The following is a 26,570-nucleotide window of genomic DNA, read 5'->3' as shown; positions in this document are numbered from 1 at the left end:
TCTCTTCAAAAATCCCGAAATTGGAGGATCAGCTCGGCAATATCATCACATTGGCTCAGCCTCCCCGGCGTATTATTTCGCTCGTACCTTCCCAAACCGAATTACTTTTTGATTTGGGTTTACAACGAGAAATTGTAGGAATCACTAAATTTTGTATTCACCCCGCCGATAAAGTAAAACTTGTAACCCAAATTGGCGGTACGAAAAACTTTGACTTAAACCTTATTAAATCTCTCAAACCCGACCTTATCATCGGTAATAAAGAGGAAAATTATGAACAAGGAATCAAAGCGCTTCAGAATGATTTTCCCGTTTGGATGTCCGATATTTTTACCCTCGAGGATGCGTTGGATATGATTCGGAAAGTTGGACAATTACTAAACAGAGCCCCGGAGGCTGATACCATCGCAACCAACATCTCCAATTCATTTTCTCAACTGACGACCTTAGGTCCTCCCCAACCTACAGCAGCTTATTTAATTTGGCGCAAGCCTTTTATGGCAGCGGCGAAAGACACTTTTATAGACAACATACTCCAAAAAGCAGGGTTTACCAACGTTTTTAATCATTTATCTCGTTATCCTGAAATTAATCCTACCCAACTGCATTCCGCTAACCCTGATTTTATTTTTCTTTCTTCTGAACCTTATCCCTTTACGCAAAAGCATATTGCTGAACTTCAGGAAATTTGCCCATTCTCCAAGATTTTATTGGTTGACGGAGAGTTATTTAGTTGGTATGGGAGTAGGTTAGTAAAGTCTGCGGCTTACTTTTTAGAATTACGACAACGCGTATCAAAATTTTTCATTTCCTGATTTTGTACAAAATTTCCTAATTTAGTTCTTATCATTGCAAATTCTATTTGTAATGTAAATAAGGATGGAAAGTTAAACCTCTAAACCCTATCTCAATGCTCCTTCTGTACGTCTTATTAGGTATTTTCGTACTCATTCTGTTAGTAGCCTACTTTCATTTAGATACGTTTATTTCGTTTGTGATCGTCAGCATTGGGCTGGGTTTGGCGTGTGGAATGAAGGTAACTGCGATTAGCCAATCGCTCGAAAAAGGCATCGGCGGTACCCTTGGCTCGTTGGTAATTATCATCGGTTTTGGTTCGATGCTGGGCAAATTAGTCGCCGAAAGCGGGGCAGCTCAACGCATTACCACCACATTGATGAATATTTTCGGGCTAAAATATCTCCCATGGGGACTGGCCTTGGCAGGATTTATTATTGGTCTTCCTTTATTTTACAATGCCGGTTTTGTGATTGTGATTCCGCTCATTTTCACCATTGCTGCTTCTACCCGCTTACCTATGTTGTACGTAGCGGTTCCAATGTTATCAGCTCTATCGGTCGCACACGGTTATTTGCCTCCTCACCCCTCTCCTACGGCGATTGCCGCGCAGTTTAATGCCAACGTAGGGCAAACGCTGTTTTATGGCATTATCGTAGCAATTCCAGCTATTATTTTAGCAGGACCCGTATTTGCTAAAACCCTTAAAAAGTACGATCCTAAACCAGATACATCCCTTTTTAACACAAAGCAGTTTACAGAGGCAGAAATGCCAAGCCTTGGCATCAGTTTGTTTGTAGCCCTATTACCCTTGATATTGTTGACCCTCATGCCATGGCTAAAGAGTCAATTTACGGAACCTTCTCCTCTATACACATTCTTTGCTTTTCTGGGAGACCCTTCCATTTCCATGCTGGTGTCGGTATTGGTCGCTATTTATTTCTTAGGGATTCAGCGCGGTAGAACTACCAAAAGTGTTATGAAATCGTTGGAAGAAGCCTTCAAAAGTGTTTCTATTATTTTACTGATTGTGGCAGGAGCAGGCGGCTTTAAACAAATTCTTACCGATGGCGGCGTAAGTAAATACATCGGTGAGTTATTGGCAGGGGTTGATATTTCCCCCTTGATTTTAGGTTGGGCTATTGCAGGGGTAATACGAATTTGCGTAGGTTCGGCTACAGTTGCAGGTCTTACTGCGGTAGGGATTATAGCTCCACTGGTGCAAAGCCAAGGAGTAAAACCTGAGTTGATGGTATTGGCTATTGGTTCCGGAAGCTTAATTTGCTCACATCTCAACGATGGTGGGTTCTGGCTTTTCAAAGAGTACTTTAATCTATCCATCAAAGAAACACTGCAAACTTGGACGGTCATGGAAACCATAGTTTCTATTGTAGGTTTGGCAGGTGTCTTGATTTTGGATCAATTCGTATAGACCTAATTCCACTTTTTGATATTGTATGAAAAACCTCGCATCTGTGAGGTTTTTTTATGGTTTCCAATAGCAAAGAAACCAATATAAGCCTAAATTCAGGTAGATGTCGGTTGGGTATTAGCCAAAGAAATGAATAAAGATTTGGTAAATACCTAGTAGAATAATGCCAAGAATACCGATCAAAATAAGATAGCCAAACCATTCAAGAAATTTGCTATTGATACGAGAGTTCTGAACATACCTTTGGCGGTTGCCTTTTGCATAATTATAGTTCTTCATTTTTGTTGAGTTGATTAAAGGTTCAGTTTACCTGCCTTATTTTACAAAATACAAAGGACGAATTGTACAGGGATGAAATAGGTGACGGATTTTAGTTACTATGCAGGCACACACAAGTAGTGAAGAAAAACGCAAAAGCCTCTAAATCGTCTGAATTAGAGGCTTTTGCGATACTCATGTGTTACTTTACGTATACTAACTTGTTGGCGGACAAGGACTCGAACCCTGAATAAAAGTACCAAAAACTTCTGTGTTACCATTACACCATCCGCCATTTTTATTTTGGTGGTACAAAAGTACTGCTTTCCGGTTTATATGTCAAGCTATCTTTTAAAAAGTTTACAACTTAGAACAAAAGTTTGCCGGTTTGCGACTGACAATCAGTGGGTTTATTTGAAAGAAAAAACTATTTTTTTCAAATAAACCCATATCCATCCTAAGCTTGTACCCCAGAAGTGACTGCTTCGAGTGCAATTTTCTTTACCAATCCCTGCAAAACTTTGCCTGGGCCGCACTCAATAAATTCTGTGGCTCCATCAGCTACCATGTTGCGAACGGATTGTGTCCAACGAACCGGTGCTGTCAATTGGACAATGAGATTGGCCTTGATTGTTTCAATATCCGTAGCTGGCTGCGCGTTTACATTTTGATAAATAGCACAACGAGGAGTGGAAAAAACCGTACTTTCAATAGCAGCAGCCAATTCTTCGCGAGCAGGCTCCATCAGCGGTGAGTGAAATGCTCCTCCTACCGGAAGCGGTAACACTCGTTTAGCGCCTGCATCCTTTAATTTTTCACCTGCTAAACGAACGCCTTCGTGTGAACCGGAAATCACTACCTGCCCCGGACAGTTGAAATTGGCAGCAACGACCACTTCGCTTTCTACCGAAGCACAAATCGCTTCGATTTTGTCATCATCCAAAGCAAGTACGGCCGCCATGGTAGAAGGATTGAGTTCGCAGGCGCGTTGCATGGCATCCGCCCGTTTGGCTACCAATCGAAGTGCATCTTCAAATGACAAGGCCCCGGCAGCTACCAAAGCCGAAAATTCACCCAATGAATGACCTGCTACCATATCAGGAGCAAAGTTTTCGATGGTAGAAGCCAAAATAACGGAATGCAGAAAAATAGCGGGTTGGGTTACGTTCGTCTGTTTGAGTTCTTCATCAGTACCTTCAAACATCACCTTCGTAATCTCAAACCCCAAAATATCGTTGGCTTTATCAAACAGCGCACGCGCTTGAGCGTTGTTTTCGTATAAGTCTTTGCCCATGCCGCTAAACTGCGAGCCTTGGCCTGGAAAAAGGTATGCTTTCATTGAATAATAGAGCCCTCGCCCCGGAGGGTGTTTAGTTTTTGATGGTTGAGTGAGGCAATTGATTGCAAACATACAACCATACTGCGGACAGTCAAACTTTCAAACGATAAACAGTGAGCGCTCTTCAGGCGTAGGAATACGACAGCTTTCCGACTTACCAAAAATACGATACCGATTTTGGGCTATAACATTGTAAACTGCATCTCGAATAAAACGGGGGATGAAGCGAAAAGAATAGAGCCAAGCCCAACCACGCAGGTAACGGGCTATTTCTAAAGCAGCCGTTGATTTTTCAAACAGTTCCCCTTCCCGGAGCAACAATACTGTATCAAAATCCGACACAGATCGGCGATTTTCCGTTAAAATACGCTGCCCTATGTCGGACTGTAAAGAAGCAAATCGAAATCGCTGCTCGCCATCATGGTCTATCACAAAATTGATAGAAGCATTGCAGAAATTGCAAACTCCGTCGAAAAGAATGATGTCCGGCATTATTTTACACTTTTGTCTAACGAATCAATTGCACCCAACCCTTTAACGTTGACGACTCAGAGCCTTTTTGCAGGGTCTTGAATTTCACCGTTGCCTGATAAAAATAAGTACCCGAAGGAAGTTCCTGACCATCACTTGTTTTTCCATCCCAATTCAGGGATGGACTATTGGTTTCAAATATTTTATTTCCCCAGCGATTGTAAACTACAAACGTAACTGATTCTACAAAAACGGAACAGGTCAGCGGCTTGAATAGGTCATTTTTCCCGTCACCATTGGGTGTAAATACATTCGGCAATTTGTACGCTGCACAATTGTCGTTACATACAACATTACTTCTGGCACTTTCGGTACCGAAACGCGAAATAGCCGTCACGTAGTAGCAACCTGCATACGAATCCAAACCCGTATGCAAGAAGTTGACTAAAGGGGCTGTCGTTTGTCCTATTTTACTGAAAGCCTCGTCGGGATATCGGGTGTAATAAACGTTGTAAGTAACCACTGGTGCACAATCCTGATTATTGGCATTTTTAGCAGGATAGGTCCAATTAATGCTGTTGCTTACCTTTTCCGGACAGTCTGCGGAAGTCAAATTCGCGCAATCTAAAGCGTCTATTTTCAAGACAGGAGGACACGGCTTCGTACTGTCGGCAGGAACGGCACATACAATTTGTGATAAATTAAACAACTGCCCTACCTGAATCCGAGGATTGTCGTACGTTCCTACAGTTTCAACGCGATAGCAATACGAAGAATCAGTTGTCAGTTTCACCGTTGCGTTGCCATCGGCCAGGAATCGGTCTGTGCCATCATCCACGTAGGTGAAAGTATTGGCAGCCTGCACCGGTACTTCAGCAATCAAATTAAACGTACCGGGACGATTTCGTACTTCGCGATACACGCGATGCCGCTGGTTTTCATTACGCCATGGCACTACGGCCTGCCAATTCAAACGTAATCCTAAAGAGGCAGGAACAATGGAAAGTCGAACGCTACTCGCAGCTTCGGTCGTTCCCAACGTTGCCAATGTTCCGTTGAACGTATAGAAAAACTCCAATCGATACCGATACGCATTCTGTACCGTATTCAAATTTCTGTCTACAAAAACTGTATCGGGCTGATTACCCAAATTGGTATTAATTGTAGCAATCACGGTAAAATCCGTACCGTTCAGGCCCGTTGCCCGCGAAAGGCGATATTGGTAAGGGCCGGGAACATCTCCGGGTTTAAACGGAGGGCGCGTCCATCGCACAGTGATGACACCTTTATTGGTACTGGTGGTATCTACCGTTACATTGGTCAATACAGGGATTTGAGCAGGTAAATCCAGACAGGTCTCATCTGAAAGCGGACTGGTACCTCCCTGTGGCAAAGCAAAAATAACGCGGATACGGTAACTATACTGAACCCCTCCTTTTTTCAAACCTAATCCATTGTTGTCGTCTGTGGAGGTGGTAGTGGCTACAGGCACGCGACCAACTTCGGTGTACCCTAATGCCACCGGATCACCGGGATTGGTACAACCGCTGAACGTCCCTCCCGTACAACCTTCTTTGCGATAAATCACCACCTGCGCTCCGGGCAATTGGCAACGATAAGCCGTCCAGGTAAGCGTAAAACCGGGAATAGCACCCGTAGAAGCCTTCGCCGCTAATCCTACAGGTTTAGGAGACACCACGCGAATGGAAAAAGACTCCAATGAAGCCAATTGAATACTTCGATTAGGTATATCTTCCACTTTAAAAACCACATCATAAGGAGCTTCCCGCACGTGGGCACAATTGGTGAGCCATTTAAAAGTTCCTACAGCAGGGGAGGTAAGAGGCTGCGTAACAGCAGGAGTAAACGTAGCAAAATCAAGAGAAATAAGAGGAGGAGCAATTGGTTTCCCTTCGGGGTCTAAGTTGAATACACCCCCATAAGCAGATAACAAAAGTCGATTATTGTCAGGGTCCTGAGCGCGTACTAATTGGGTTACGGTTTGCCCTGCTTCCACGCATACGTTTGCAATTGGGTCAATGAGCGGCCTTCGATTTATGGCATCGGCCACTACAATTTGCATATCACGCACGACTTCTCCAATTTTTACTCCATCGCGCCACTCTTCAATGATAAAAGCAACGTTGTAAATACCTGCTACGGCAGGGGCATCCCAACACAAATCACCCGTAATCGCATTAATCGTAAATGTGGCAGGCCCATTTTGAAGTTCATTTTTGGCATCAGGATTAATTCCCAATGCTGGATCACGATATCCGTTCACATTTCTGTTAATACAAGTTCCTGGTGTTCCCTGCTTTGGAATGGAAAGTCGATATGCCAAGCTATCACCATCCGCATCAAATGCGGCAGGGTTATGGCAAAATTTCTGCCCTACCCTTGCTGAGTCGAGAGGTGGATTCAGCATAACCGGCGTACGATTTAATCCAAGCGAAGCATTAATAACCAATACAGTTTCCACATAAAACGGCGTATTTACTGAGTTAGCCATGTTCACAACCCCGTCGTTTCGGTTTTCGATTCCAACCGAAATCACATAAACACCAGGCGAGGAGAAAGTAAAATTCTCTTCAAAAATATTGAGTGAAGTAGCTGTATTAATCGGGGTTCTTTTTACCCGCTTGGCTAACAAAGTGGAACCCGTACCACCACTAAAAGGTCGGATACAGAACGTCACATCGTTTTGACCATCGCTTGCCATCCTTCCCCCAATCTCATCGTGGTAGGTATTGAGCGTTAATTTATACGTCAAATCACGGTCAGAAATACGTTTTGCCGTGATCTCACCCGCGCGAACGTGGGTAGCATGAGAATAGTATGCACTACAAATGCACAAAAGGAACAAGAGAATACGTAGTGTCAAATGCCTCATCGGTTGAATAGGAATAAATAACGGGGTAAAAACCAGCTTGCTGTAAGCATACTGCAAGTATTAATTAAAAAACGAATTATTTTGGTAAATGGTGTAATTTTTATTGTTTTTTAAAAGCAAGGGCACTTTTTGCATTTGTTTTTTCCGCTTTATACCAAAACAAAAAAACATCACAGCCAGTTACAAAATTAAGCCTAATACAACTATAACTGATTAGCAAAAAAAGTTTCATTTTAGATTGTTTCTAAATTGATTGACGCCTACTTTTGACCGCTGAAAACAGTAATAATCATCGTTTTAATCTAACAAATTGAGATATGTCTTGGGTTACGCAAACACTATCAAGCTCGATTGGAAAAAAGTTGGTCATGGCCCTCACCGGCCTATTTTTATGTTCTTTCCTACTTGTTCACATGAGCGGAAATTTACAGTTGTTCAAACAGGATAACGGACTGGCTTTTAACGTTTACGCCGTTTTTATGACGACCAACCCGCTCGTAAAAACTATTTCGTACGGATTGTACGCTTTCATTCTTCTTCACGCCATCGAAGGTTTGTACCTGGCTTACCAAAATCGTCAGGCACGGGGAGATCAGCGATACGTCATCAACGGTGGCAGTGCCAATAGCTCGTGGTTTTCACGCAATATGGCCGTTTTAGGAACAATTCTTTTGGTGTTTATCGTGGTTCACATGTCTAATTTCTGGTTTGAGTATAAGTTTGGATACGTGCCTTATACCCAATACGAGCAGAATCTCGTCACGGGCGAAACCGTAGCTACACCGTATGAAGGGCAAATTAAAAGCAAATTGGAAGAATACATCCGCGAAGAAAGCAACACGCGCGTAGTCATTGCCAAAGACCTGTACCGCAGCGTGATGGAAGGCTTTAAAAATCCACTTTTGGTATTTTTCTACGTCCTTTCCATGTTTGCCGTGTCGTTTCACTTAGTACACGGTTTCAGAAGCGCTTTTCAAACACTGGGTCTGAATCACCCCAAATACAACCCTATTTTCAATTTTCTGGGAATAGGTATTTTTGGAATTGTGATTCCGATTGGCTTTGCTCTCATGCCTTTGTACTTCTTTATTAAGAGTATGTAGGTAGTTATCAGTTAATTGTTATCTGTTATCAGAAGTTCTAACTAACCCGGTAGCAAATGACAATTGCATGGATAACAGATTTCACAAATAACAGATAACGTTTTACGGATAACAAAAAAAACGGACAACAGTAAATATGGCAACATCACCCAAATTGGACGCCAAAATCCCCGACGGGCCGTTGGAAACCAAGTGGACCAAGTATCGCTCCACCGTCCCGCTCGTCAACCCCGCCAATAAGCGAAAATTAGACATTATCGTCATCGGAACAGGTTTAGCGGGTGCTTCGGCAGCAGCTACGCTCGCCGAATTAGGCTATTCTGTCAAAGCTTTTTGTTTTCAGGATTCAGCCCGTCGTGCGCACTCTATCGCAGCACAGGGTGGAATCAACGCTGCTAAAAATTACCAAAACGACGGCGATTCTACATTCCGTTTGTTTTATGATACCATTAAAGGAGGCGACTACCGCGCTCGTGAAGGCAATGTCTACCGCTTAGCTGAAGTTTCAAGCGGTATCATTGACCAATGTGTTGCTCAAGGTGTACCCTTCGCCCGTGAATACGGCGGATTGCTCTCCAACCGTTCGTTTGGGGGAACTCAGGTACAACGTACCTTTTATGCCGCAGGTCAAACCGGCCAGCAACTTTTGCTGGGAGCCTATTCAGGTCTTCAACGTCAGGTAGGTTTGGGAACTGTAAGAATGTACACCCGCCACGAAATGTTGGATGTAGTGGTTATTGATGGTAAATGCCGTGGCATTATTGCCCGTAACTTAATCACCGGTGAACTTGAACGCCATTCGGCACACGCTGTTTTGCTTTGCTCGGGAGGGTACGGAAACGTATTTTATCTTTCTACCAACGCCATGGGTTCTAACGTAACTGCGGCTTGGAAAGCACATAAAAAAGGGGCGTTCTTTGGAAATCCCTGCTTTACACAAATTCACCCGACCTGTATCCCTGTTTCGGGTGACCATCAGTCAAAACTGACGTTGATGTCGGAGTCTCTCCGTAACGACGGTCGGATTTGGGTTCCTAAAAAACAAAACGATACGCGTCCTGCCAATCAAATTCCGGAAGAGGAACGTGATTATTATCTGGAGCGCCGTTATCCTGCCTTTGGAAACCTCGTTCCGCGTGACATCGCTTCGCGCGCTGCCAAAGAACGTTGCGATGCAGGCTATGGCGTAGGAACTTCCAAGATGGCTGTTTACCTTGATTACGCCGCAGCGATTGACCGATATGGCAAAGGAGAAGTAAATAAGCTCAATTTACACGATGCTACTCCCGAGAAAATCGTTGAACTTGGGAAAGCAGTTGTAAAAGAAAAATACGGTAACCTGTTTGATATGTACCAGCAGATTACTGGTGAAGATCCTTACGAAGTACCTATGCGTATTTATCCTGCGGTACACTATACCATGGGTGGTCTTTGGGTAGACTACAATTTAATGACAAATGTTCCGGGACTGTACGCATTGGGTGAAGCAAACTTCTCTGACCACGGCGCCAACCGCCTTGGGGCCAGTGCATTGATGCAGGGATTGGCCGACGGGTATTTTGTAATTCCTTATACTATTGGGGCCTATTTAGCCAACGAAATCCGGACTACGCATATTTCAACCGAACAGGCTGCTTTCGTTGAAGCGGAGAACAAAGTGAAAGAGCGTATCGCTAAACTCCTTACCATCAAAGGGAAAACTTCTCCCGAAGTTTTCCACAAACGTCTTGGCAAAATCATGTGGGACAAATGTGGTATGGCACGTAACGCTGAAGGCTTAAAAGAAGCTATCAAAGAAATTCAAGCCCTTAAAAAAGAGTTTTGGGCAGATGTGAAAGTGCTGGGCGACGCCGACGAGTTCAACCCTGAACTTGACAAAGCAGGCCGCGTAGCTGATTTCATCGAATTGGGTGAGCTGATGTGTACGGATGCTCTCAGTCGCAACGAATCCTGCGGTGGTCACTTCCGGGAAGAATACCAAACCGAAGAAGGCGAAGCGATGCGCAACGACGAAAACTACATGTTTGTATCGGCGTGGGAACACAAAGGCGAAAGCCAATGGGAGCTTCACAAAGAGGATTTGATTTACGATAACATCAAGATAGCACAGCGGAGTTACAAATAGACAAGTTAACCGTTAATTGTTATCAGTTATCCGAAAATGGATGAAATTCGCTCTTTTCGAGATTTAAAATGTTGGAAAGAAGGCGTCGAGCTTCGAAAAATGGCAAAACCGCTTTTGAATGGATTTCCCGCAGATGAAAAATATAGATTAACGGATCAGCTTATTCGCTCTTTGCGTTCTGTTACTAATAATATTGCTGAAGGTTTTGGAAGGTATAATTATCAGGAAAACATTCAGTTTTGTAGAATTAGTAGGGGTTCTCTTACAGAAGTTCAAGACCATTTTATGATTGCACTTGAAGAAAATTATATTACTATTGATGAACAACAATCAATTGATACACAGGCAGAAAAATGTCTGGCTCTCATTAATGGTTATATCAATTATCTTAAAAAGCGTAAAAGTACAGATAACGGATAACACAAATGGAAGGAAATATGAACCTGACCCTCAAAGTATGGCGTCAGAAAAATAAAAAAACAGCGGGAAAAATTGAGACCTACCAACTCACCGGTATCTCACCCGATATGTCATTTTTGGAGATGTTCGACGTTTTGAACGAACAACTCATCAACGAAGGACAACAGCCTATCGCTTTTGACCACGACTGCCGTGAAGGTATTTGCGGTATGTGCAGCATGTACATCAACGGCCGCCCACACGGACCAAAAGATGCTGTAACAACCTGCCAACTCCACATGCGCAGTTTCAGCGACGGGGATACCATCGTGGTAGAACCTTGGCGCGCCAAAGCCTTTCCGATCATCAAGGATTTGGTCGTTGACCGTTCCGCTTTTGACCGTATTCAGGCAGCAGGGGGCTATATTTCGGTCAATACAGGGAACGCACAGGATGCCAACAGCCTTCCAATCGCGAAAGACGCTGCTGACGAAGCCTTTTCAGCCGCTGCCTGCATCGGTTGCGGTGCCTGCGTAGCAGCCTGCAAAAATGCCTCAGCCATGCTTTTCGTATCGGCCAAAGTATCTCAACTTTCCCTGTTACCTCAAGGTCAGCCTGAACGTACGATGCGGGCAGAACGTATGGTAGCTCAAATGGACGAAGAAGGTTTTGGAGCTTGTACCAACACAGGTGCCTGCTCGGCTGAATGTCCGAAAGAAATTTCTTTGGAACATATCGCCCGCCTCAACCGCGAGTATTTGGGAGCGAAGGTTTCTTCCGATAAAGTATAATACAAACATGCTACATTAGGCGTCGGTCGGTTTGGGCAACCCGTTCAAAACCGACTGACGCTTTTTTTAGGTTTTTACTATGTTATCCTACTTTTCACAACCCTACCCACACAACCATTTCACAACGCGTCATTGGCTATTGGCTGCGACCGGAGCAGGGCTATTTGTGAGTTTTTTTTGATTTTTTTTCAACCATTTGGTACTTCCGAATGGCAAGACCCCCGAAAGGCATTTGTTTTAGGGGGGCTACGGGGTAATTACGTTTGTGGGGCTAACATTGGTTAGTTATATCGTTCCTCATTGGTTTAAAAACTGGTATTCAGAAGCAAACTGGACAGTAGGCCGCGAGATTGTTTGGAATGTATTGGTGATTCTCCTAATCACCTTTGGGAATATATTTTACAGCCAATGGTTTTTTGGCAGGATTTTTAATTTAAGAGGTATGTTGTTTTGGCTGGGCATAACAGCCTCCATTGGAACTATTCCTGCCACGGTCATTACGCTGGTGAATTACAATCGTTTGCTGAGAAAATACGCTACAGATTCCCTGTTGGTAAAAAGTGCTGAGGCATCTATCGAAACGAATCCTACACCACAGAATGAAATCAGGCTCTTGGCCGAAAATGAAAAAGATACTCTCATTGTGAAAACGGAAGAACTGTTGTTTATCGAATCGGCAGACAATTATTCGGAGGTGGTATTTTGGAAGGAAAACAAAGTTCAAAAAGTATTGCTGTGCAGTAGTCTAAGTCGGATTGAGGAGCAAATCAAGTATCCACCTATTGCTCGTTGCCATCGTTCCTATATCATCAATTTGCGTCAAGTGACTGCCATATCAGGCAACGCTCAAGGTTACAAATTACAGCTTCAAAATTGGGATTGCACCCTACCCGTCGCCCGTCGCTATACCGATTTAGTGAAAGAATATTTCAAAAAATAGGCTTGTCATTTGTCCCAAAAAGGGGTAATTAGCCCTAAAACGGGATATTCTTCCCAAAAGTGGGGTCATCACCCCTGTTTTTTGTGGGTGAATTTTTAGGTTGTTACGTTTGTGTCAATCAAAACATAAACGCCTATTTTTATGAAAGCCTTATTCAAAAGTACAGCCACTTTATTTTACCTATTCCTCTCGTACCTGACTGCTTTTGCTCAAACCGCTGAAAAAGATACAACGGTAGAGCGGCTTAAAATCAGAACTTCTTTTGCTAAATCTTACTTTGGAGTAGATGCTTTTACTACTTCGGGTGGCACTACTCAATACGCCACACAAGGCGGTTTACAATCGGTTAATTTTTCAGGGACAACTTCGCCTCGGATTTTATTGGGTGGTACACACTTCTGGGGACACGCTGATTTTTACGTGGCCATTCCTGTCGCAAAATTTGGAAAAGTGATACCCAAAGAACTCAGAAATGTATCGTATAGCGAAGGAGTAGAGACGGGTTTTCGGGTGTTTCCTTGGGCTATTCAAGAAGGTAAACTTCGCCCTTACGTTGGAATGTCGCTCAAAGGACTTGGGTTTGCTCAAGTGTCCAATGACCCTAACAAGACTTACAAAACAGTGCCCTCTGTGGCTAAAACAATTTTTCCTTATCAAGCAGGGGTGGTATACGCCACCAAAAAACTATTGTTTCAGGCAGGCGTCAATTACAAAAAAAATATGGAGTATCAGTACCCCATTTCCCGCACTCAATACGGTGCCCTAGCACTATCTCCGTGGGCGTTTAACGTAGGCTTGAGTATTGGATAAATACCAACGGCGGGCTTGCCTCTAAAGGTGGAGAACGCTACATGAAAGTAGGCGTAAAGAAATTGGGAGCCAAAAACCGTCTGGATTGTTGGTATTCTGGAATTGGCCCGTCAGGCACTTTTGAAATAAGCAAATCGGAATATGTCAAAGACAAATACCCATTTTTGAAGCAATCAAATCCCGGAACTCTCATTCCTGATCTGGCGGCAGGACGGTATTTTCATAAGTTGGACCTGAATGTGGGACTTTCATACCGCAGACTTCGCTATGGTTCAAGTGGCTATGATGTAAAGTTAAACTACCAACGCCGTTCTTATACCCTCGAAACTTACAAGTTTTTGGGTGATTATCATGGCTTTGTACCCTACGTTGGCCCTACGCTTGCGTACGAGGATCTACGGTTTACAGACACCGATGGCAGCAATGTTAAAACCTTTGAGGCCAAAAAATTAGCACTTGGAGTTATTTTTGGCTGGGATATCCGTATCAGTCGTGCTGAAACTTGGCTGCTGCGTACCAACTTACGTTACACCCCCAACTTGCACCTTAAAGCCGAAGGCAAGAAAGTAATGTTTGATCAAATGGAGTTCAATTTTATTCAGCTCGTGTGGTTTGTAGGAAGGAACAAAGCGTGGAAGTAAGTTAGGTTTTCCCTTACATTTACACATCGAAACCTGACCTGTATCTTATTTTACAGGCCAGTTGTCAAGCATCATACTTCAGATAATGTGGTTTCTAAAAACGGTACGATGTTAAGCGTCGGTCGGTTTGGACAATCCCGTTCCAAACCGACCGACGCTTTTTTTGCATAACAGTTAGTGAACATCATGAAAATACAATTGATTTAAGCCTATTAACGTTAAGATGATATAAACTCTAAACCCTCTTAACGTCCATGAAATCAATCACTTCTGAGCACATAGCTGCTTATCTCCGCTGTCCTCGAAAAGCATTTTTAATGCTCAATTCTTCCGAGACTTACCAGCTCACTAATTATGAGACTCTGCTTCAGTCGTTTCAAAATCAGGCATTCGAGGAGTATCTACAAAAATCTCCCGACATTCAAGGTTATAATAACGGTATTTTAAAGAAAGGCTTTGAGGTAATTCGCCATTGCAGACAGCATATTGAGGGGTTTGAATTTGAAAGTCCGATTCTGGTGAAAAATGAAGGAAAATCAGCTTTGGGAAAATTCTATTATGAGCCTGCTCTATTTCTGGGTACGAACCTAATCTCCAAAGAAAACCGCTTAGAATTAGCATTTTTAGGCTATTTGCTCGAAAAAATTCAAAATAAATTCCCTGAAAAGGGAGTAATTATTGATAAAAGTGGTGGAAAACATCGTGTTGAACTAAGTAAACTAAAAAAGCAAATCAAAGCCGTAGTAGCCGAAATCCAGGACTTTGAAGCCAATCCCCCAAAATTACTTTTGAATAAGCATTGTAGTCAATGTTCGTTTGAAACCTTCTGCAAAACCCAAGCCCAAAAAGAGGATAATTTGAGTTTGCTCGACCGAATTACCATCAAGCAAATCAGTAAGCTGGAGAAAAAGGGCATTTTTACCGTGAAACAGCTTTCCTTTATTTACAAACCACGCCGTAGAAATAAACGAGTAAAAAATCCACCTATCTCTTACAAACCCGAATTACAAGCACTTGCCATTCGTACTGAAAAAACGTATATCCAACGGCTGCCAAGTATTGATAGAAAACCGGTTGAGTTATTTTTAGACATGGAGGGCTTACCCGACGACAGCTTTTATTACCTTTTTGGTGTTTTGGTTGTAGAGAACGAAAAGTCCAAGCATTATTCTTTTTGGGTTGATAGTCCAAAAGATGAAAGCGAAAATTGGCAAAAAGTAGTGCATTTGATTGACTCTTATCCCGAAAGCCCTATTTATCATTACGGCACGTTTGAGCCATCCGCATTTGAAAAGTTAGCCAAAAAGCATCAAACCAACATTGAGAGCATCAAAAAGCGATTTGTCAACATCAACTCGTTCATTTACGGGAAGATTTACTTCCCAACTTACTCAAACGGTTTGAAGGATTTAGGCAAATCATTGGGGGTGAAGTGGACAGATGAAAAGGCTTCCGGTTTGCAAACGATTAGTTGGCGTAACGAGTGGGAAAGAGGCCAAACAAAACGAAAAGACGATTTACTGAACTACAACCAAGAAGACTGTTTAGCCCTAAAAATATTGACCGATGAATTGACCCGAATCCAAACAACGGCAACTGTTTCAAATGACGTAGAATTTGTTCAAAATCCTAAGAAAATAGCTTCTGAAATTAGTCAAGGTGTTCATAATCAGTTTAAAAATATACTTGAATTAGCTCATAATAACGCTAATAAATCCAAAATTTCATTTGATAAAGAAGTCGTTGAACGAGTAAAACAAAAAAGAATAGGTGTGACTTTCTCTCCCCCTAAAATTACCAAAAAAGTATTTATTAATCACCCAGAATTTTGCCCTCAACACCCAGAAACCAAACTTTCTACTACCCAAACAACTTCAATTAGAATAATTGTAGATATTGTATTCACTGAAAATGGAGTTAGAAAAAGTGTTGTGAAATATGAAGGGTTTAGAGGTTATTGCGAATTGTGCCACAAAATGCATTTCCACTCTTTTTATTTGGAACGTTCAAAAATTTATGGCCATAATTTCAAAGCATGGCTAATTTATCAAAGGGTCTCACTACAATTGCCGTATTCAAAAATCGGAGAATGTCTGGAGTCAATTTTTGGCAAAAAAATGAGTTGTGAAGGAAATTATTCTAACTTCATAAAAAATTTAGGGTGTTTTTACCAAGAAACAGAAGATAATATAGTCAAAAAACTATTAGACAGCCCCTTTGTCCATGCTGATGAAACCTCAATTAATATTCGTGGGGAGAATCAATATGTTTGGGTTTTCACTAATGATAAATATGTTATTTTAAGGCTCTCAAAAAATAGAGAATCGAACTTAGCTGATGAATTTCTTAAAAACTACAAGGGTGTTTTGGTTACTGATTTTTACGCTGGTTATGACAATATTGACTGCCCTCAGCAAAAATGTTGGGTTCATTTCATTCGTGATTTGAACAATGATTTATGGGATAATCCTTTTGACAAAGAATACGAATGTTTCGTTTCAGAGGTTCGGAATTTAATTGTACCCATTATCCAAACTGTACATAAACACGGGTTAAAAAAACATTTTCTATCGAAATACAAAAAATATATAGATAGATTTTATAAAAGTCACATTGATGATAAAACCTATAAATCAGAACTTTGTAGTCTCTATCAAAAAAGGTTCATCCGACATCGAAATCACTTATTCACTTTTTTAGATCATGACAACGTTAATTGGCATAACAATTCAGCAGAAAGAGCATTAAGACATATTTGTACTCAGAGAAAAATATCAGGTACTTTATTTGAGAGTACAACACTATATTACCTCCGTTTAGTTAGTATAATGCAAACCTGTCGTTTTCAAAACAAATCGTTTCTTGAGTTCCTGCTTTCCAAGGAGAAAGACATTGATAACTTTGGCGTTAGGAAAAAGAAAGTAGCTGAAAGTGAACAGGCTTCCGGGCAATAAATCCTCCAAAACAAGCACAAATTTGTACTATATTCCTCCCACAGCATTGAAATTTGTATATTTACCAGTTAGCAAAACAGGATTTTTCTATGCGAATTTTTCTACTTTTATTTTCTACCGCCCTCCTCTGGAGTTGCCAGCCACAAAAGCCAAATAATGCCGTTGAATCGCCCATTTCGAAATCTTCCCTTACCCGCGACGAACTCTACGACAAAGTCTTCGGAATGTTGTTGGGTTCAGCCATCGGTGATGCCATGGGAGCTCCTACCGAAATGTGGCTGCGCCCCACTATTCAACTCGAATACGGATTTGTGGATAGATTGGATTCAATGGTTCGTGCACCATCAGCTGAAGGAACGTGGGCATATAATCTCCCCGCAGGAGGCACCACCGACGACACTCGCTGGAAAAAATTGACAATAGAATTTTTACTCACTCAGGCCAATTCAGGCGATTTAGACGCAGGTCAATTTGCGGCACATTTGGTCAAACAATACGAAAACGACCTGAAACGACTCAAAAAAACGGAAGGTTTTGATCCCGAACCTTATGAAATGAATCTCATGCGCATGGCTTGGTTGCAGGAATGGGCACGGGTAGCTAAGCCTTTTGCTGAAAAAAATTACGCGGCCTATACCGATTCTTTGAGTCGGTTTTATGGGGGTGAAATGGTATGTGCAGGACTGCTATACGCACCTGCCGTGGGGGCTTTTTATCCTGAAAACCCTACGGAAGCCTACCGACAAATGTACAAAATCAGCCTTTTTGACATCGGCTACGCCCGAGATATCAGCGGTTTAGCAGCCGCAATGACGTCGGAAGCAATGCGTAAAAATCCTTCAAAAACGACTATTATCAACGTAGCAAGAACCATTGACCCGCAGCATTTTTTCAAAAGCAGATTAGTGGGGCGTTCGGCCTACCGAATTCTGCAACAAGCAAGATTGATTGTTTCGGAAGCCAATAAACTTCAAAAGAAAGACATCCCTCTTTCAAACTTCCCCTTACCCAAAAATCTTAACGCCGACACGCTTTTCATGGCGCGCATGTACAAAGCGTTTGAACTTCTGGATGCTCAAACCCAAGATATGCCCTTCCACGCAGGAGAAATTTATTTACAGGTAATAACGGCACTGTTGTTCTGCGATTTTGATTTTGAAAAAACCATGGCTTTTCTCGTGAATCTTGGTCGCGACAATGATACTACTTCCGCGATTGCAGGCGGCATTTTGGGGGCGTATTGGGGAGCTGATCATTTACCCGAAAAAATGAAAAGGCAGGTATTGACCGTCAACAAAGAAAAATTAGGAACGGATTTAGAAAAACTGGCGAAAGATTTGACGGAGAAAATTTTGAAACGTTATTAACGAAAGCGGACAGATAAAAACTCACGATTACTTTTGTTAATCTTCCTACTTTTATCTAAAAAACACCGATATGGCACGTTCACGTTATTCCCCGCCTTCTCGTCGCTCCAATCAGGGAGTTCCCAATTTAATGGGTGAAATGTTTCAGAAAACCCCTTGGTGGGTTTGGATTGTTGTCTTGGTTGTACTGGTGCTTCTGTGGAAATTCCAGAAATAAGAATCGTTTAGGGGCTACTTCCTGTATTTTTCGCTCATGTTAATAATTTTTACAAGATCCCTGTATTCGTCCTCGGTCATGTCAGCAATTTTAAGGCCGAAAAGGTACTCCTTTCTTTCCTGAAGATAATGGACTCTGTAATGGCTGATTAAAAAGAGCAGTAAGGAGGTCTGAGTCTGCAAAATATCCAAATCCATTCGCACAATATCATACATTTGAGGTTTGGGTAATTTTAAGTAAAGCTCGCAATCTTCCTTTGCGATTCCTTTACTGTGGCCGAATTCGAGCAATTTAACAGTAAAATTATAGTACTCATCCCATATTTGGGTTAAGGCAACAGGAAGTTCGGGCTCAGTACTGATATAATTCAAAAACTGACTATACTTAGATAGATATTCCCAACTCATTTTTTCGGGGTTCATCGTTATATCGTGTTAAGGTTTCAAAACGATTTTCATTCTTATCGAACTCCTTTTAATTTCATTTGGGCAAAGTAGGGGTGATCGGGATTGACGATAAGTTCTTGTCTTAATGGATGAATTAGCACATCCATATCTTCCAAAGGTATTGCTCCAATCAGCACTTCACTATCACCCGGCAATATCATGGCATTGCAGATGGTTCTTCGGTTTTTGAAACGCACCTCTACTTGGCTTACAACGTCACATTCGATACGGTCGCCATTGGACATTTGCCCAATACACTTTTCCATCACCGGAAACTGCATTTGTGCCTGAATAGATTCGTTGATGCACAGCATATAACTACCCGTATCCACTAAGCCCGTTACCCACATTCGTTTGATTTCATCTTCTCCAATATAGTACCGTCTTGCAAGTTCTAAATCGCCTGCATTTATTAATTCTATTTCTGCATAAACTAAGCCCATTGTCAAAAGAGTTGTTAAAATTTGAAATAAAAATACGGAAAATTTCGGATAACAGAGTGTGCGTTAGCAACGCAAAATTACAACTCAAACGTCTCCTCAGCTTCCTCAAAAAACAGGTAATTCAGAAATTCACAATAAGGCTTAATCAAACGGCACCCTTTCACTACTTCGGCTGCAAAACCGGGCGAAGTAACTTCTGCATCGGAATATTTGTGCATGAAAAACAACTGTTTACGCTTCAATAATTCTATATCAGGATGATTTTCAGGATACCCTTTGGGCATCCGTTGAAGGCTTTCTCCCCATATTTCGGGGAAATAACTTCTGAATTCAGGAGCCTGGATGATACTTTTTAAGGCTTCAGGATTAAAATCTATTTCCTGCCGAAACTTGGCCAATTGCTTAGGAGTCGGATTCCACATCCCTGCTCCCAAAAACGATTCTCCCGCCTGAATATGCAGGTAAAAATCTATTCTGCCGGAATGCCGACCACCCGGACCGATAGCTGCACTAAACCATTGCTTGTAAGGCGATTTATCTTTGGAGAAGCGAATGTCGCGATTGATGCGAAAAATACAGTCTTTTACTTCCGTGTTGGGCAACGGTTCAAATTCATTCACGCCTTTGAGCAAAGCACCTACCAATATCTCAATCTCTTTTTTGGAGGCTTCGTAACGTTTACGATTTTCGGCAAACCATTCACGGTTATTGTTTTCGGCTAAGTCTTTTAAAAAAATAAAGGTGGACTGCGTCAGCATAAGGTTTCGTATTTTGGCTTAAAAATAGCAATTTTGTCGCGTTAAGTACTAATGGTGATTGAGTGAATGGTGAATGAGTGAATGGTAAATGACGGGGCCGCCCGTGCGGTGAATAACTGTTTGATTATAAATACGCTTTTAACTGAGAAAAATGTCTCGCATATTAACCGGTATTCAAAGCAGCGGCAAACCGCATCTTGGCAATATTTTGGGTGCCATCCTGCCCGCTATCCAACTTTCTGAACAAGCCAGAAATGAATCGTTTTTGTTCATCGCCGATTTACACTCGCTAACCAGCGTTAAAGACGGTAATGTCCTGAAAGACAACACCCGTGCCGTAGCCGCAGCGTGGTTGGCCTGCGGATTGGATACCGAAAAAGTGGTATTTTATCGTCAGTCGCGGGTAGCGGCTTATCATACCGAGCTGACTTGGTATCTGTCGTGCCTGACTCCGTTTCCCATGTTAGCCAATGCGCACTCATTCAAAGACAAAGCCGATCGCTTGTCCGACGTGAATGCAGGACTTTTTATATATCCCGTTTTAATGGCATCCGATATTTTATTATACGATGCCAACTACGTGCCCGTGGGAAAAGACCAAAAACAGCACTTGGAAATGACACGCGACATGGCCGAAGCATTCAACCGCACCTTTGGCGAAACGTTTGTCCTCCCCGAAGGGCGAATTGACGAGCGACTGATGGTGATTCCGGGCATTGACGGGCAAAAAATGAGCAAGTCGTACGGAAATTACATTGACATTTTTTTACCCGAAAAAGAATTACAGAAAATCACCAAGAAGGTTATTTCGGATTCTACCCCGCTCGAAGCACCCAAAAATCCTGATACTGACATTACTTTCAAGCTTTTCTCACTTATCGCCGACGAAACTGACGTTGAAACCATGCGTCAGAATTACCTAAAAGGCGGCTATGGCTATGGGCACGCCAAGCAGGCACTGTTTGAAGCTTTGAAAACACGCTTTTCCAAAGAACGGGAACTGTTTAACTACTATTACCTGGAAAATCCCGTTGCCTTAGAACAAAAATTGCAGGAAGGTGAAGAAAAAGCCCATACAATAGCCGCAAAAAAAATTACGGAAGTACGGGAAAAATTGGGTCTTTCTTAATGGTTTATGAGGTTTTGAGTTTACTGTTTAAGGTTGACTGTTTTGAGTTATTTTAAAACGGTCAACTATCGTCTGACTTAGCTTTAATAACCGTAAATTTCAAACTCACAAACCGTAAACGTCAAAAAATGCTTCATCAAATCCAGGAAGCCGATACTCAGATTTTCTTAGCACTCAACGGGCTTCATACTCCTTGGGCAGATACCTTTATGTATTGGGTCACGCAGCGCAATACGTGGATTCCCTTATATGCCCTACTGATTATTTGGTTGATTTGGCAGTACAAACAGCGAGCCGCAGGAATGATAGCGAGCCTTTTTTTAACGATTGTAGTAGCTGACCAAACAGCGTCAACATTGTTGAAACCAAATATACAACGGCTTCGCCCCTGTCATGTCACTTATTTACAAAACAAAGTGCATCTGGTCGTAGAAAGTTGCGGAGGCATGTATGGTTTCGCATCATCGCACGCTGCCAACAGTTTTGGATTGGCCATGGCCGTATGGCTGGTTTGCAGAGCAGCAGGGCGATTTTCCAACAGGCATAAAAAATACCTATGGTTTTTTTTTCCATGGGCTGCCGTGGTTTCTTACAGCCGCATTTACGTAGGTGTCCATTATCCGTTCGATGTATTGGCAGGTGCACTGATTGGGTGTGGAGCAGCGTATTTGTCGGTGTGGGGAATGCAGAAAATATTGACGTTGAGAACGCGATAAATTTATTTTACAGAGCCTTTTGATCAAAGAAGGGCCGAAATGATTGCAACTGACCAATGAAGCCCGCGACCAATTTTCGACTTCGAGTCGCTTTTGTCAAAGATTATCCCTAATTTTGCGGAAATTTTCTTAGGAATGGCTTCTTTCAATCCGATTAAAATATTCTCCGGTTCCGGTTCCAAATACTTGGCCGAAAAAATGGCTCGCCATTATGGCAGAGACTTGGGCGGTTACAATCTTCGCAAATTCAGCGATGGCGAATTATCGCCAAGTTTCGAGGAATCATTGCGGGGATGTGATGTCTATTTGGTGCAGTCTACTTTTGCCTCTTCCGACAATTTCATGGAATTGTTGCTGATGATTGATGCAGCAAAGCGTGCTTCTGCTCACGAAATCACGGCAGTTATTCCTTATTTTGGATACGCTCGTCAAGATCGTAAGGATAAACCACGTGTACCCATTGCCGCCAAATTGGTGGCTAATTTGCTCACTGCCGCAGGGGCCGAGCAAATCATGACCCTTGATTTGCACTCAGGTGCCATTCAAGGCTTTTTTGATATTCCCGTGGTACATCTGGAAGGGACAAGTGTGTTTGTTCCTTACATCAAAAGCTTGGGATTAGATAACTTGGTGGTGGCTTCTCCGGACGTAGGCGGTGCAGCCCGCGCCCGTAACTTTGCCAAGTTTTTCAACGCCGATATCATTCTTTGCGATAAATACCGCAAGCGTGCCAACGAAGTAGCCTCTATGCAGGTCATTGGAGATGTGAAAGATGCCAATGTTGTGTTTATTGACGACTTGATTGACACAGGAGGTACTATCTGCAAAGCAGCAGAATTGGTAATGAGTAAAGGAGCAAAATCAGTACGGGCCATTTGTACGCACCCTGTGATGTCGGGCGATGCCCACTCACGCATTCGCGGATCTGTATTGGAAGAATTGATTGTAACGGATACCATTCCCTTGCATAAAGAAAATGAAAAAATCAAGGTACTGTCGGTGTCAGAGCTATTTGCCAAGGCTATCGGACGTATCCGCGACCACGAATCTATTAGTTCATTATTTATAAATCCGGCGTAAACACACGTTTACGTTATCAAACACATACCTTTTTAATCCCAAGGTATGATTCACAAAAAATTCCCTTTGGGGTTGGGGACAAAAAAATTATGAAAAGTACAGAGATTGTAGGGTTTAAAAGAGCGAATCTCGGCAAGCAGGATGCTCGTGCGTTGCGCGAAGCAGCTATGGTTCCATGTGTATTGTACGGAGGTGCAGAACAAGTACACTTTTCCGCACCCATGTACCTGTTCCGTGATATTTTATTTACACCGGACGTCTATAAAGTGACGTTGAACATTGAAGGTGATATTCATTACGGAATTTTGCAGGACGTTCAGTATCACCCGGTTAGTGACATTATTTTACACGCAGATTTTCTTTTGATTGACGAAGCAAAAGAAATCAAAGTAGAAGTACCTGTCCGTTTTATAGGAACTGCCGTAGGCGTTACCAAAGGGGGTAAATTGGTACAGAAACTTCGTAAAATCAAAGTACAGGGTTTTGCTAAAGACATCCCTGATTACGTGGATGTACCTGTAACTAATTTAGATTTAGGTAAATCTGTAAAAGTAGGAGACTTAAAAGTAGAAGGCTTCAAAATATTGAACAATCCTTCATTGCCAATCGGCGGGGTCGAAATCCCACGGGCATTGCGCGGTACATTGAAATAGTCTTTTTCTTTAAAAGAGCTAATAGACAAAAAGTCCCGAGGTATCTCGGGACTTTTTTATTGCAATCAGGTTTAAAATCGTATTAAGCAGTTACCTCCATTTGAGCTTTCAGCTTATCTTCCAAAACTACCTGAGAAGCCGCTCCAACTACACGGTCAACCAATTGACCATTTTTGAAGAATAACAAAGTAGGAATGCTGCGGATACCAAATTTCATTGCTGTTTCAGGATTTGTATCTACGTCTACTTTACCAACTACAGCCTGGCCTTCATACGCCTCTGCTATTCTTTCTACAACGGGACCTACCATACGGCAAGGACCGCACCACTCTGCCCAAAAGTCAACCAATACAGGTTTATCAGAATTTGCGACTAAGTCGCCAAAATTTGCGTCCGTAATTTCAAGGGCCTTTCCCATTTCTTTAATATTGACCGGGTCGCCGGTACGATTAGTGAATTTTTATATTTACACTATAAACCACCCTGCCTATGGCAAAAGTTCCCAATTTAAGCTCATTCTAAATTATCTTATTATTTTTCATTGTCGATTATTAATGCGGTTCGGGATGCTCTATTTGAAGTGGTGGCACTTCGGTCTCAATACCCACGCGCATTCCACGTGCCTGAAGGGCTTGTGCATACGCATTATACATAAAGCCCACAATGTTGCCTGAATTGAATGGGAAAATCAGCGAGCTGTTTTTCCATTGCAGGGCATTGACAAACAATACACAGGTAATATTATTAGGAAATTTCATCCAAATAGTACGCAATCCCTGCCCGGTAGAAACTAAACCCGAATACCACCATCCATCGTGATAGTAATAGGTCCCTATTCCGGAAGTTGCTTTGTAACACCCTAAATTCTTAACCAATAACGAATCCGATAATGCATTAGGTAAAACCGAATTAACAGCCGATGAAAGTGCTGCAGCATAAATTTTTCCTGCTTCTACCGTTGTTAAATACATTCCGTAACCACCCAATGTTTGGCTAAAATTGCCCGGATTCCAACCTATTTGGGAAGCACTCAAAGGATAATTATAGGTATACGTTGTATTACCGGCGGGGGAAGTAATTGTAGCGTTGGATACGCCTGCTTTCTCAAAAATCTCTTGTTGCAAAAAAGCTAAGTAGCGTTTTTCTGTCTCAGCGGCATCGGTCGTTTCGTTCCCCGTAAACTGATACCCTAAAATGCTTGGAATCAAGACCCTGAATAAACCGAAGTTGGTATTTTGATAACAATAATTACCTCTTGTTGTTACTCCTTTTGCAATAAGTTGACGCAATCCTGAATAGATATTTTCGGTAAAAGAACCATTCTGGCAGTTGTTTCCCAGTCCTACAATCCCACTTCGGTTGGTCAGCAAATCCCCGAACGTGACTTGGTCAATTCCCGCACCGCGCGGCCAGGCAGGCGGCAGAAACTTGGCAATTCGGTCGGTTGTATTTAGTCCTTTTTGCTGTGCTACTTTTAAAAATGCCATAGCCGTCAGCGTTTTGGTCATGCTGGCAATGTGCATTTTAGTGTCAGTTGTAAAATTTTTTTGCCCTTCAGCGTCTACTTTCCGCGACTGAAAGCCCCCGCTCCCTTGTGCTATTAGCTCTGTTCCCTCATAGATTGTAAAAGCGTAGCCTACGTCTTTACCACGCAATGAATCTTCCAGTTTTTGCGCCATCAAAGCGGGTAAGGTTGGTTTTGTAGGTTCCGTTTCATCTTTCAGGTTACAACTGTGGCAAAACCATAAAAGAAGGACAGGCAGTAATAAACCGTTTTGAAAAAGCTTCTTTGAGAAGTTAGGAAACCGATACTGCAAACCAAACAAAAGGTCTTTTAGCATGACATATCCAGGTTTAGAATGATTTCAATGAGTTTTTCCATAGGTAATAACGCATCCAGCCAATGAATGTTCATTCCATCACGTTCCATTTTGCGAAAAAACGTCATCTGACGTTTGGCAAATTGGTGGATGGCGATAGTGAGGCGTTCGACCATCGTACCATACTCTAACGTACCTACGAGGTATTCTGTGATAAATTTATATTCTAAACCATAGTAAATCAACTTTTCGGCAGAAATTCCTTGAGCCAGCAATCCCTGCACTTCTTCAATCATGCCATTTTGTAAACGCTCATGCAACCGTCGTGTGATTCGGGCACGTCGTTCTTCTACGGGCAAATCAAGACCGAAAATTTGATAATTAATGGACGGATAACGGATAACGGACAACGGATAACTTTGTAAAAATAGGGTAATTTCAATGGCACGAATGAGGCGTTTTCGGGTAGAGGTATCAGCTAACGGAGTATAAGCAGAAGGAGTGGAATGGAGCTTTTGCAATAACTCTTCATTCGAGCAGTGAGACAAGGTTTCTCTCAAATTTTCATCAACGGGAATGGCCGTATACTGATGTTCTTTCAAAACGGCTTCGATGTAAAGCCCCGTACCACCGCACAAAATCGGAGTTCGGCTTCGCTCCTGAATATTCGAATACGCCCGTTGAAAATCTTGTTGAAAACGATGAACATTGTAGGAATCTCCTGCCTCTACATTGTCTATCAAATGATACGGAATCGGTTGATTATTAACGACATATTCACCTAAATCCTTGCCAGTTCCAATGCTCATTCCCCGATACACCTGCCGCGAATCAGCGCTGATGATTTCGCCATTCATCTTATAGGCCAAATGAGTAGCCAAATGAGTTTTCCCACAGGCTGTAGGGCCAAGAATAACAATTAGTTTGGGGGTTACAGTTTGCAGTTGTAAGACAAATTATAGTATTGGATGGAATGCCTATCGAAGTAAG

At 42.3% G+C, this 26,570-nt stretch carries 25 protein-coding genes and 1 tRNA gene; 16 read left to right on the top strand and 10 right to left on the bottom strand.

The window, feature by feature from the left end:
* The first annotated feature begins 20 nt into the window (after positions 1-20).
* Together Q0081_RS03140 and Q0081_RS03135 are read left to right on the top strand one after the other, a co-directional pair.
* Entirely contained in the window at positions 21-815 is a 795-nt protein-coding gene (locus Q0081_RS03140; RefSeq protein WP_298349179.1) for an ABC transporter substrate-binding protein, read from the top strand.
* Positions 816-910: 95 nt separating this feature from the next.
* Positions 911-2,227 carry a gluconate:H+ symporter gene (locus tag Q0081_RS03135; protein WP_298349177.1) on the top strand — a complete coding sequence of 439 codons (1,317 nt, stop codon included), beginning with the start codon at positions 911-913 and terminating at the stop codon, positions 2,225-2,227.
* 482 nt (positions 2,228-2,709) lie between these two features.
* Here the strand turns inward: Q0081_RS03135 and Q0081_RS03130 are convergent.
* The 4 genes from Q0081_RS03130 to Q0081_RS03115 form a co-directional block, all read right to left on the bottom strand.
* Positions 2,710-2,780, bottom strand: a tRNA-Gln gene (locus Q0081_RS03130).
* Between the two features lie 162 nt (positions 2,781-2,942).
* Complete coding sequence (fabD, locus tag Q0081_RS03125) at positions 2,943-3,824, bottom strand: ACP S-malonyltransferase (protein WP_298349174.1); 882 nt, start codon at positions 3,822-3,824, stop codon at positions 2,943-2,945.
* Between the two features lie 99 nt (positions 3,825-3,923).
* Positions 3,924-4,316, bottom strand: a complete 393-nt coding sequence (locus Q0081_RS03120) for a thiol-disulfide oxidoreductase DCC family protein (protein WP_298349172.1) — start codon at positions 4,314-4,316, stop codon at positions 3,924-3,926.
* A gap of 16 nt (positions 4,317-4,332) precedes the next feature.
* Positions 4,333-7,188, bottom strand: coding sequence for a gliding motility-associated C-terminal domain-containing protein (locus Q0081_RS03115; protein ID WP_298349169.1), 2,856 nt, complete (start codon positions 7,186-7,188; stop codon positions 4,333-4,335).
* Positions 7,189-7,505: 317 nt separating this feature from the next.
* Between Q0081_RS03115 and Q0081_RS03110 the strand changes: the two genes are divergently transcribed.
* The 10 genes from Q0081_RS03110 (at position 7,506) to Q0081_RS03065 (ending at position 18,535) form a co-directional block, all read left to right on the top strand.
* Positions 7,506-8,291 (top strand): succinate dehydrogenase cytochrome b subunit, encoded by a 786-nt coding sequence (locus Q0081_RS03110; RefSeq protein WP_298349166.1) that lies wholly within the window; start codon positions 7,506-7,508, stop codon positions 8,289-8,291.
* 136 nt (positions 8,292-8,427) lie between these two features.
* Entirely contained in the window at positions 8,428-10,416 is a 1,989-nt protein-coding gene (locus Q0081_RS03105) for a fumarate reductase/succinate dehydrogenase flavoprotein subunit (RefSeq protein ID WP_298349164.1), read from the top strand.
* A 36-nt stretch (positions 10,417-10,452) separates the two neighbouring features.
* Positions 10,453-10,836 carry a four helix bundle protein gene (locus Q0081_RS03100; RefSeq protein WP_298349161.1) on the top strand — a complete coding sequence of 128 codons (384 nt, stop codon included), beginning with the start codon at positions 10,453-10,455 and terminating at the stop codon, positions 10,834-10,836.
* Positions 10,837-10,853: 17 nt separating this feature from the next.
* Positions 10,854-11,606, top strand: a complete 753-nt coding sequence (locus tag Q0081_RS03095; protein WP_298349159.1) for a succinate dehydrogenase/fumarate reductase iron-sulfur subunit — start codon at positions 10,854-10,856, stop codon at positions 11,604-11,606.
* A gap of 277 nt (positions 11,607-11,883) precedes the next feature.
* Complete coding sequence (locus Q0081_RS03090; RefSeq protein ID WP_298349157.1) at positions 11,884-12,546, top strand: LytTR family DNA-binding domain-containing protein; 663 nt, start codon at positions 11,884-11,886, stop codon at positions 12,544-12,546.
* A gap of 141 nt (positions 12,547-12,687) precedes the next feature.
* Entirely contained in the window at positions 12,688-13,356 is a 669-nt protein-coding gene (locus tag Q0081_RS03085; protein ID WP_298349155.1) for a hypothetical protein, read from the top strand.
* Between the two features lie 41 nt (positions 13,357-13,397).
* Complete coding sequence (locus Q0081_RS03080) at positions 13,398-13,997, top strand: hypothetical protein (protein ID WP_298349154.1); 600 nt, start codon at positions 13,398-13,400, stop codon at positions 13,995-13,997.
* A gap of 254 nt (positions 13,998-14,251) precedes the next feature.
* Positions 14,252-16,951: an IS66 family transposase gene (gene tnpC / locus Q0081_RS03075; protein ID WP_298349151.1), complete on the top strand. Its 2,700-nt coding sequence runs from the start codon at positions 14,252-14,254 to the stop codon at positions 16,949-16,951.
* An 89-nt stretch (positions 16,952-17,040) separates the two neighbouring features.
* Positions 17,041-18,318, top strand: a complete 1,278-nt coding sequence (locus Q0081_RS03070) for an ADP-ribosylglycohydrolase family protein (protein WP_298349149.1) — start codon at positions 17,041-17,043, stop codon at positions 18,316-18,318.
* 70 nt (positions 18,319-18,388) lie between these two features.
* Positions 18,389-18,535 carry a hypothetical protein gene (locus Q0081_RS03065; protein WP_298349146.1) on the top strand — a complete coding sequence of 49 codons (147 nt, stop codon included), beginning with the start codon at positions 18,389-18,391 and terminating at the stop codon, positions 18,533-18,535.
* Between the two features lie 14 nt (positions 18,536-18,549).
* Here Q0081_RS03065 and Q0081_RS03060 read toward each other — a convergent pair whose 3' ends face one another.
* The 3 genes from Q0081_RS03060 to Q0081_RS03050 form a co-directional block, all read right to left on the bottom strand.
* On the bottom strand, positions 18,550-18,957 hold the full coding sequence (locus Q0081_RS03060; RefSeq protein WP_298349144.1) for a hypothetical protein: 408 nt from the start codon (positions 18,955-18,957) through the stop codon (positions 18,550-18,552).
* A gap of 38 nt (positions 18,958-18,995) precedes the next feature.
* Positions 18,996-19,424 carry a hypothetical protein gene (locus Q0081_RS03055; RefSeq protein ID WP_298349141.1) on the bottom strand — a complete coding sequence of 143 codons (429 nt, stop codon included), beginning with the start codon at positions 19,422-19,424 and terminating at the stop codon, positions 18,996-18,998.
* A gap of 77 nt (positions 19,425-19,501) precedes the next feature.
* On the bottom strand, positions 19,502-20,182 hold the full coding sequence (locus tag Q0081_RS03050; RefSeq protein WP_298349139.1) for a DUF2461 domain-containing protein: 681 nt from the start codon (positions 20,180-20,182) through the stop codon (positions 19,502-19,504).
* A gap of 151 nt (positions 20,183-20,333) precedes the next feature.
* Between Q0081_RS03050 and trpS the strand changes: the two genes are divergently transcribed.
* The 4 genes from trpS to Q0081_RS03030 all read left to right on the top strand — a co-directional run bounded on the left by trpS (position 20,334) and on the right by Q0081_RS03030 (position 23,760).
* Entirely contained in the window at positions 20,334-21,311 is a 978-nt protein-coding gene (trpS, locus tag Q0081_RS03045; protein ID WP_298349136.1) for a tryptophan--tRNA ligase, read from the top strand.
* Positions 21,312-21,439: 128 nt separating this feature from the next.
* A complete protein-coding gene (locus Q0081_RS03040) occupies positions 21,440-22,027 on the top strand; it encodes a phosphatase PAP2 family protein (protein ID WP_298349129.1) in 588 nt (195 codons plus the stop codon).
* Positions 22,028-22,162: 135 nt separating this feature from the next.
* Complete coding sequence (locus tag Q0081_RS03035) at positions 22,163-23,107, top strand: ribose-phosphate pyrophosphokinase (protein ID WP_298349215.1); 945 nt, start codon at positions 22,163-22,165, stop codon at positions 23,105-23,107.
* Between the two features lie 89 nt (positions 23,108-23,196).
* The gene (locus Q0081_RS03030) at positions 23,197-23,760 is read left to right on the top strand and encodes a 50S ribosomal protein L25/general stress protein Ctc (RefSeq protein WP_298349124.1); all 564 of its coding nucleotides are present in this window, start codon (positions 23,197-23,199) and stop codon (positions 23,758-23,760) included.
* Between the two features lie 82 nt (positions 23,761-23,842).
* Here Q0081_RS03030 and trxA read toward each other — a convergent pair whose 3' ends face one another.
* The 3 genes from trxA to miaA all read right to left on the bottom strand — a co-directional run bounded on the left by trxA (position 23,843) and on the right by miaA (position 26,494).
* Positions 23,843-24,178 (bottom strand): thioredoxin, encoded by a 336-nt coding sequence (trxA, locus tag Q0081_RS03025; protein ID WP_298349121.1) that lies wholly within the window; start codon positions 24,176-24,178, stop codon positions 23,843-23,845.
* Positions 24,179-24,311: 133 nt separating this feature from the next.
* The gene (locus Q0081_RS03020; protein ID WP_298349117.1) at positions 24,312-25,601 is read right to left on the bottom strand and encodes a serine hydrolase; all 1,290 of its coding nucleotides are present in this window, start codon (positions 25,599-25,601) and stop codon (positions 24,312-24,314) included.
* Entirely contained in the window at positions 25,595-26,494 is a 900-nt protein-coding gene (gene miaA, locus Q0081_RS03015) for a tRNA (adenosine(37)-N6)-dimethylallyltransferase MiaA (RefSeq protein WP_310586473.1), read from the bottom strand. The genes Q0081_RS03020 and miaA overlap by 7 nt, the downstream gene beginning before the upstream one ends.
* Positions 26,495-26,570: the final 76 nt, after the last annotated feature.

This window comes from Runella sp., assembly GCF_027484545.1.
Lineage (GTDB): Bacteria > Bacteroidota > Bacteroidia > Cytophagales > Spirosomataceae > Runella.
Note: the sequence above shows the minus strand (reverse complement) of the source record. Positions and strands in the feature narration are given on the sequence as shown.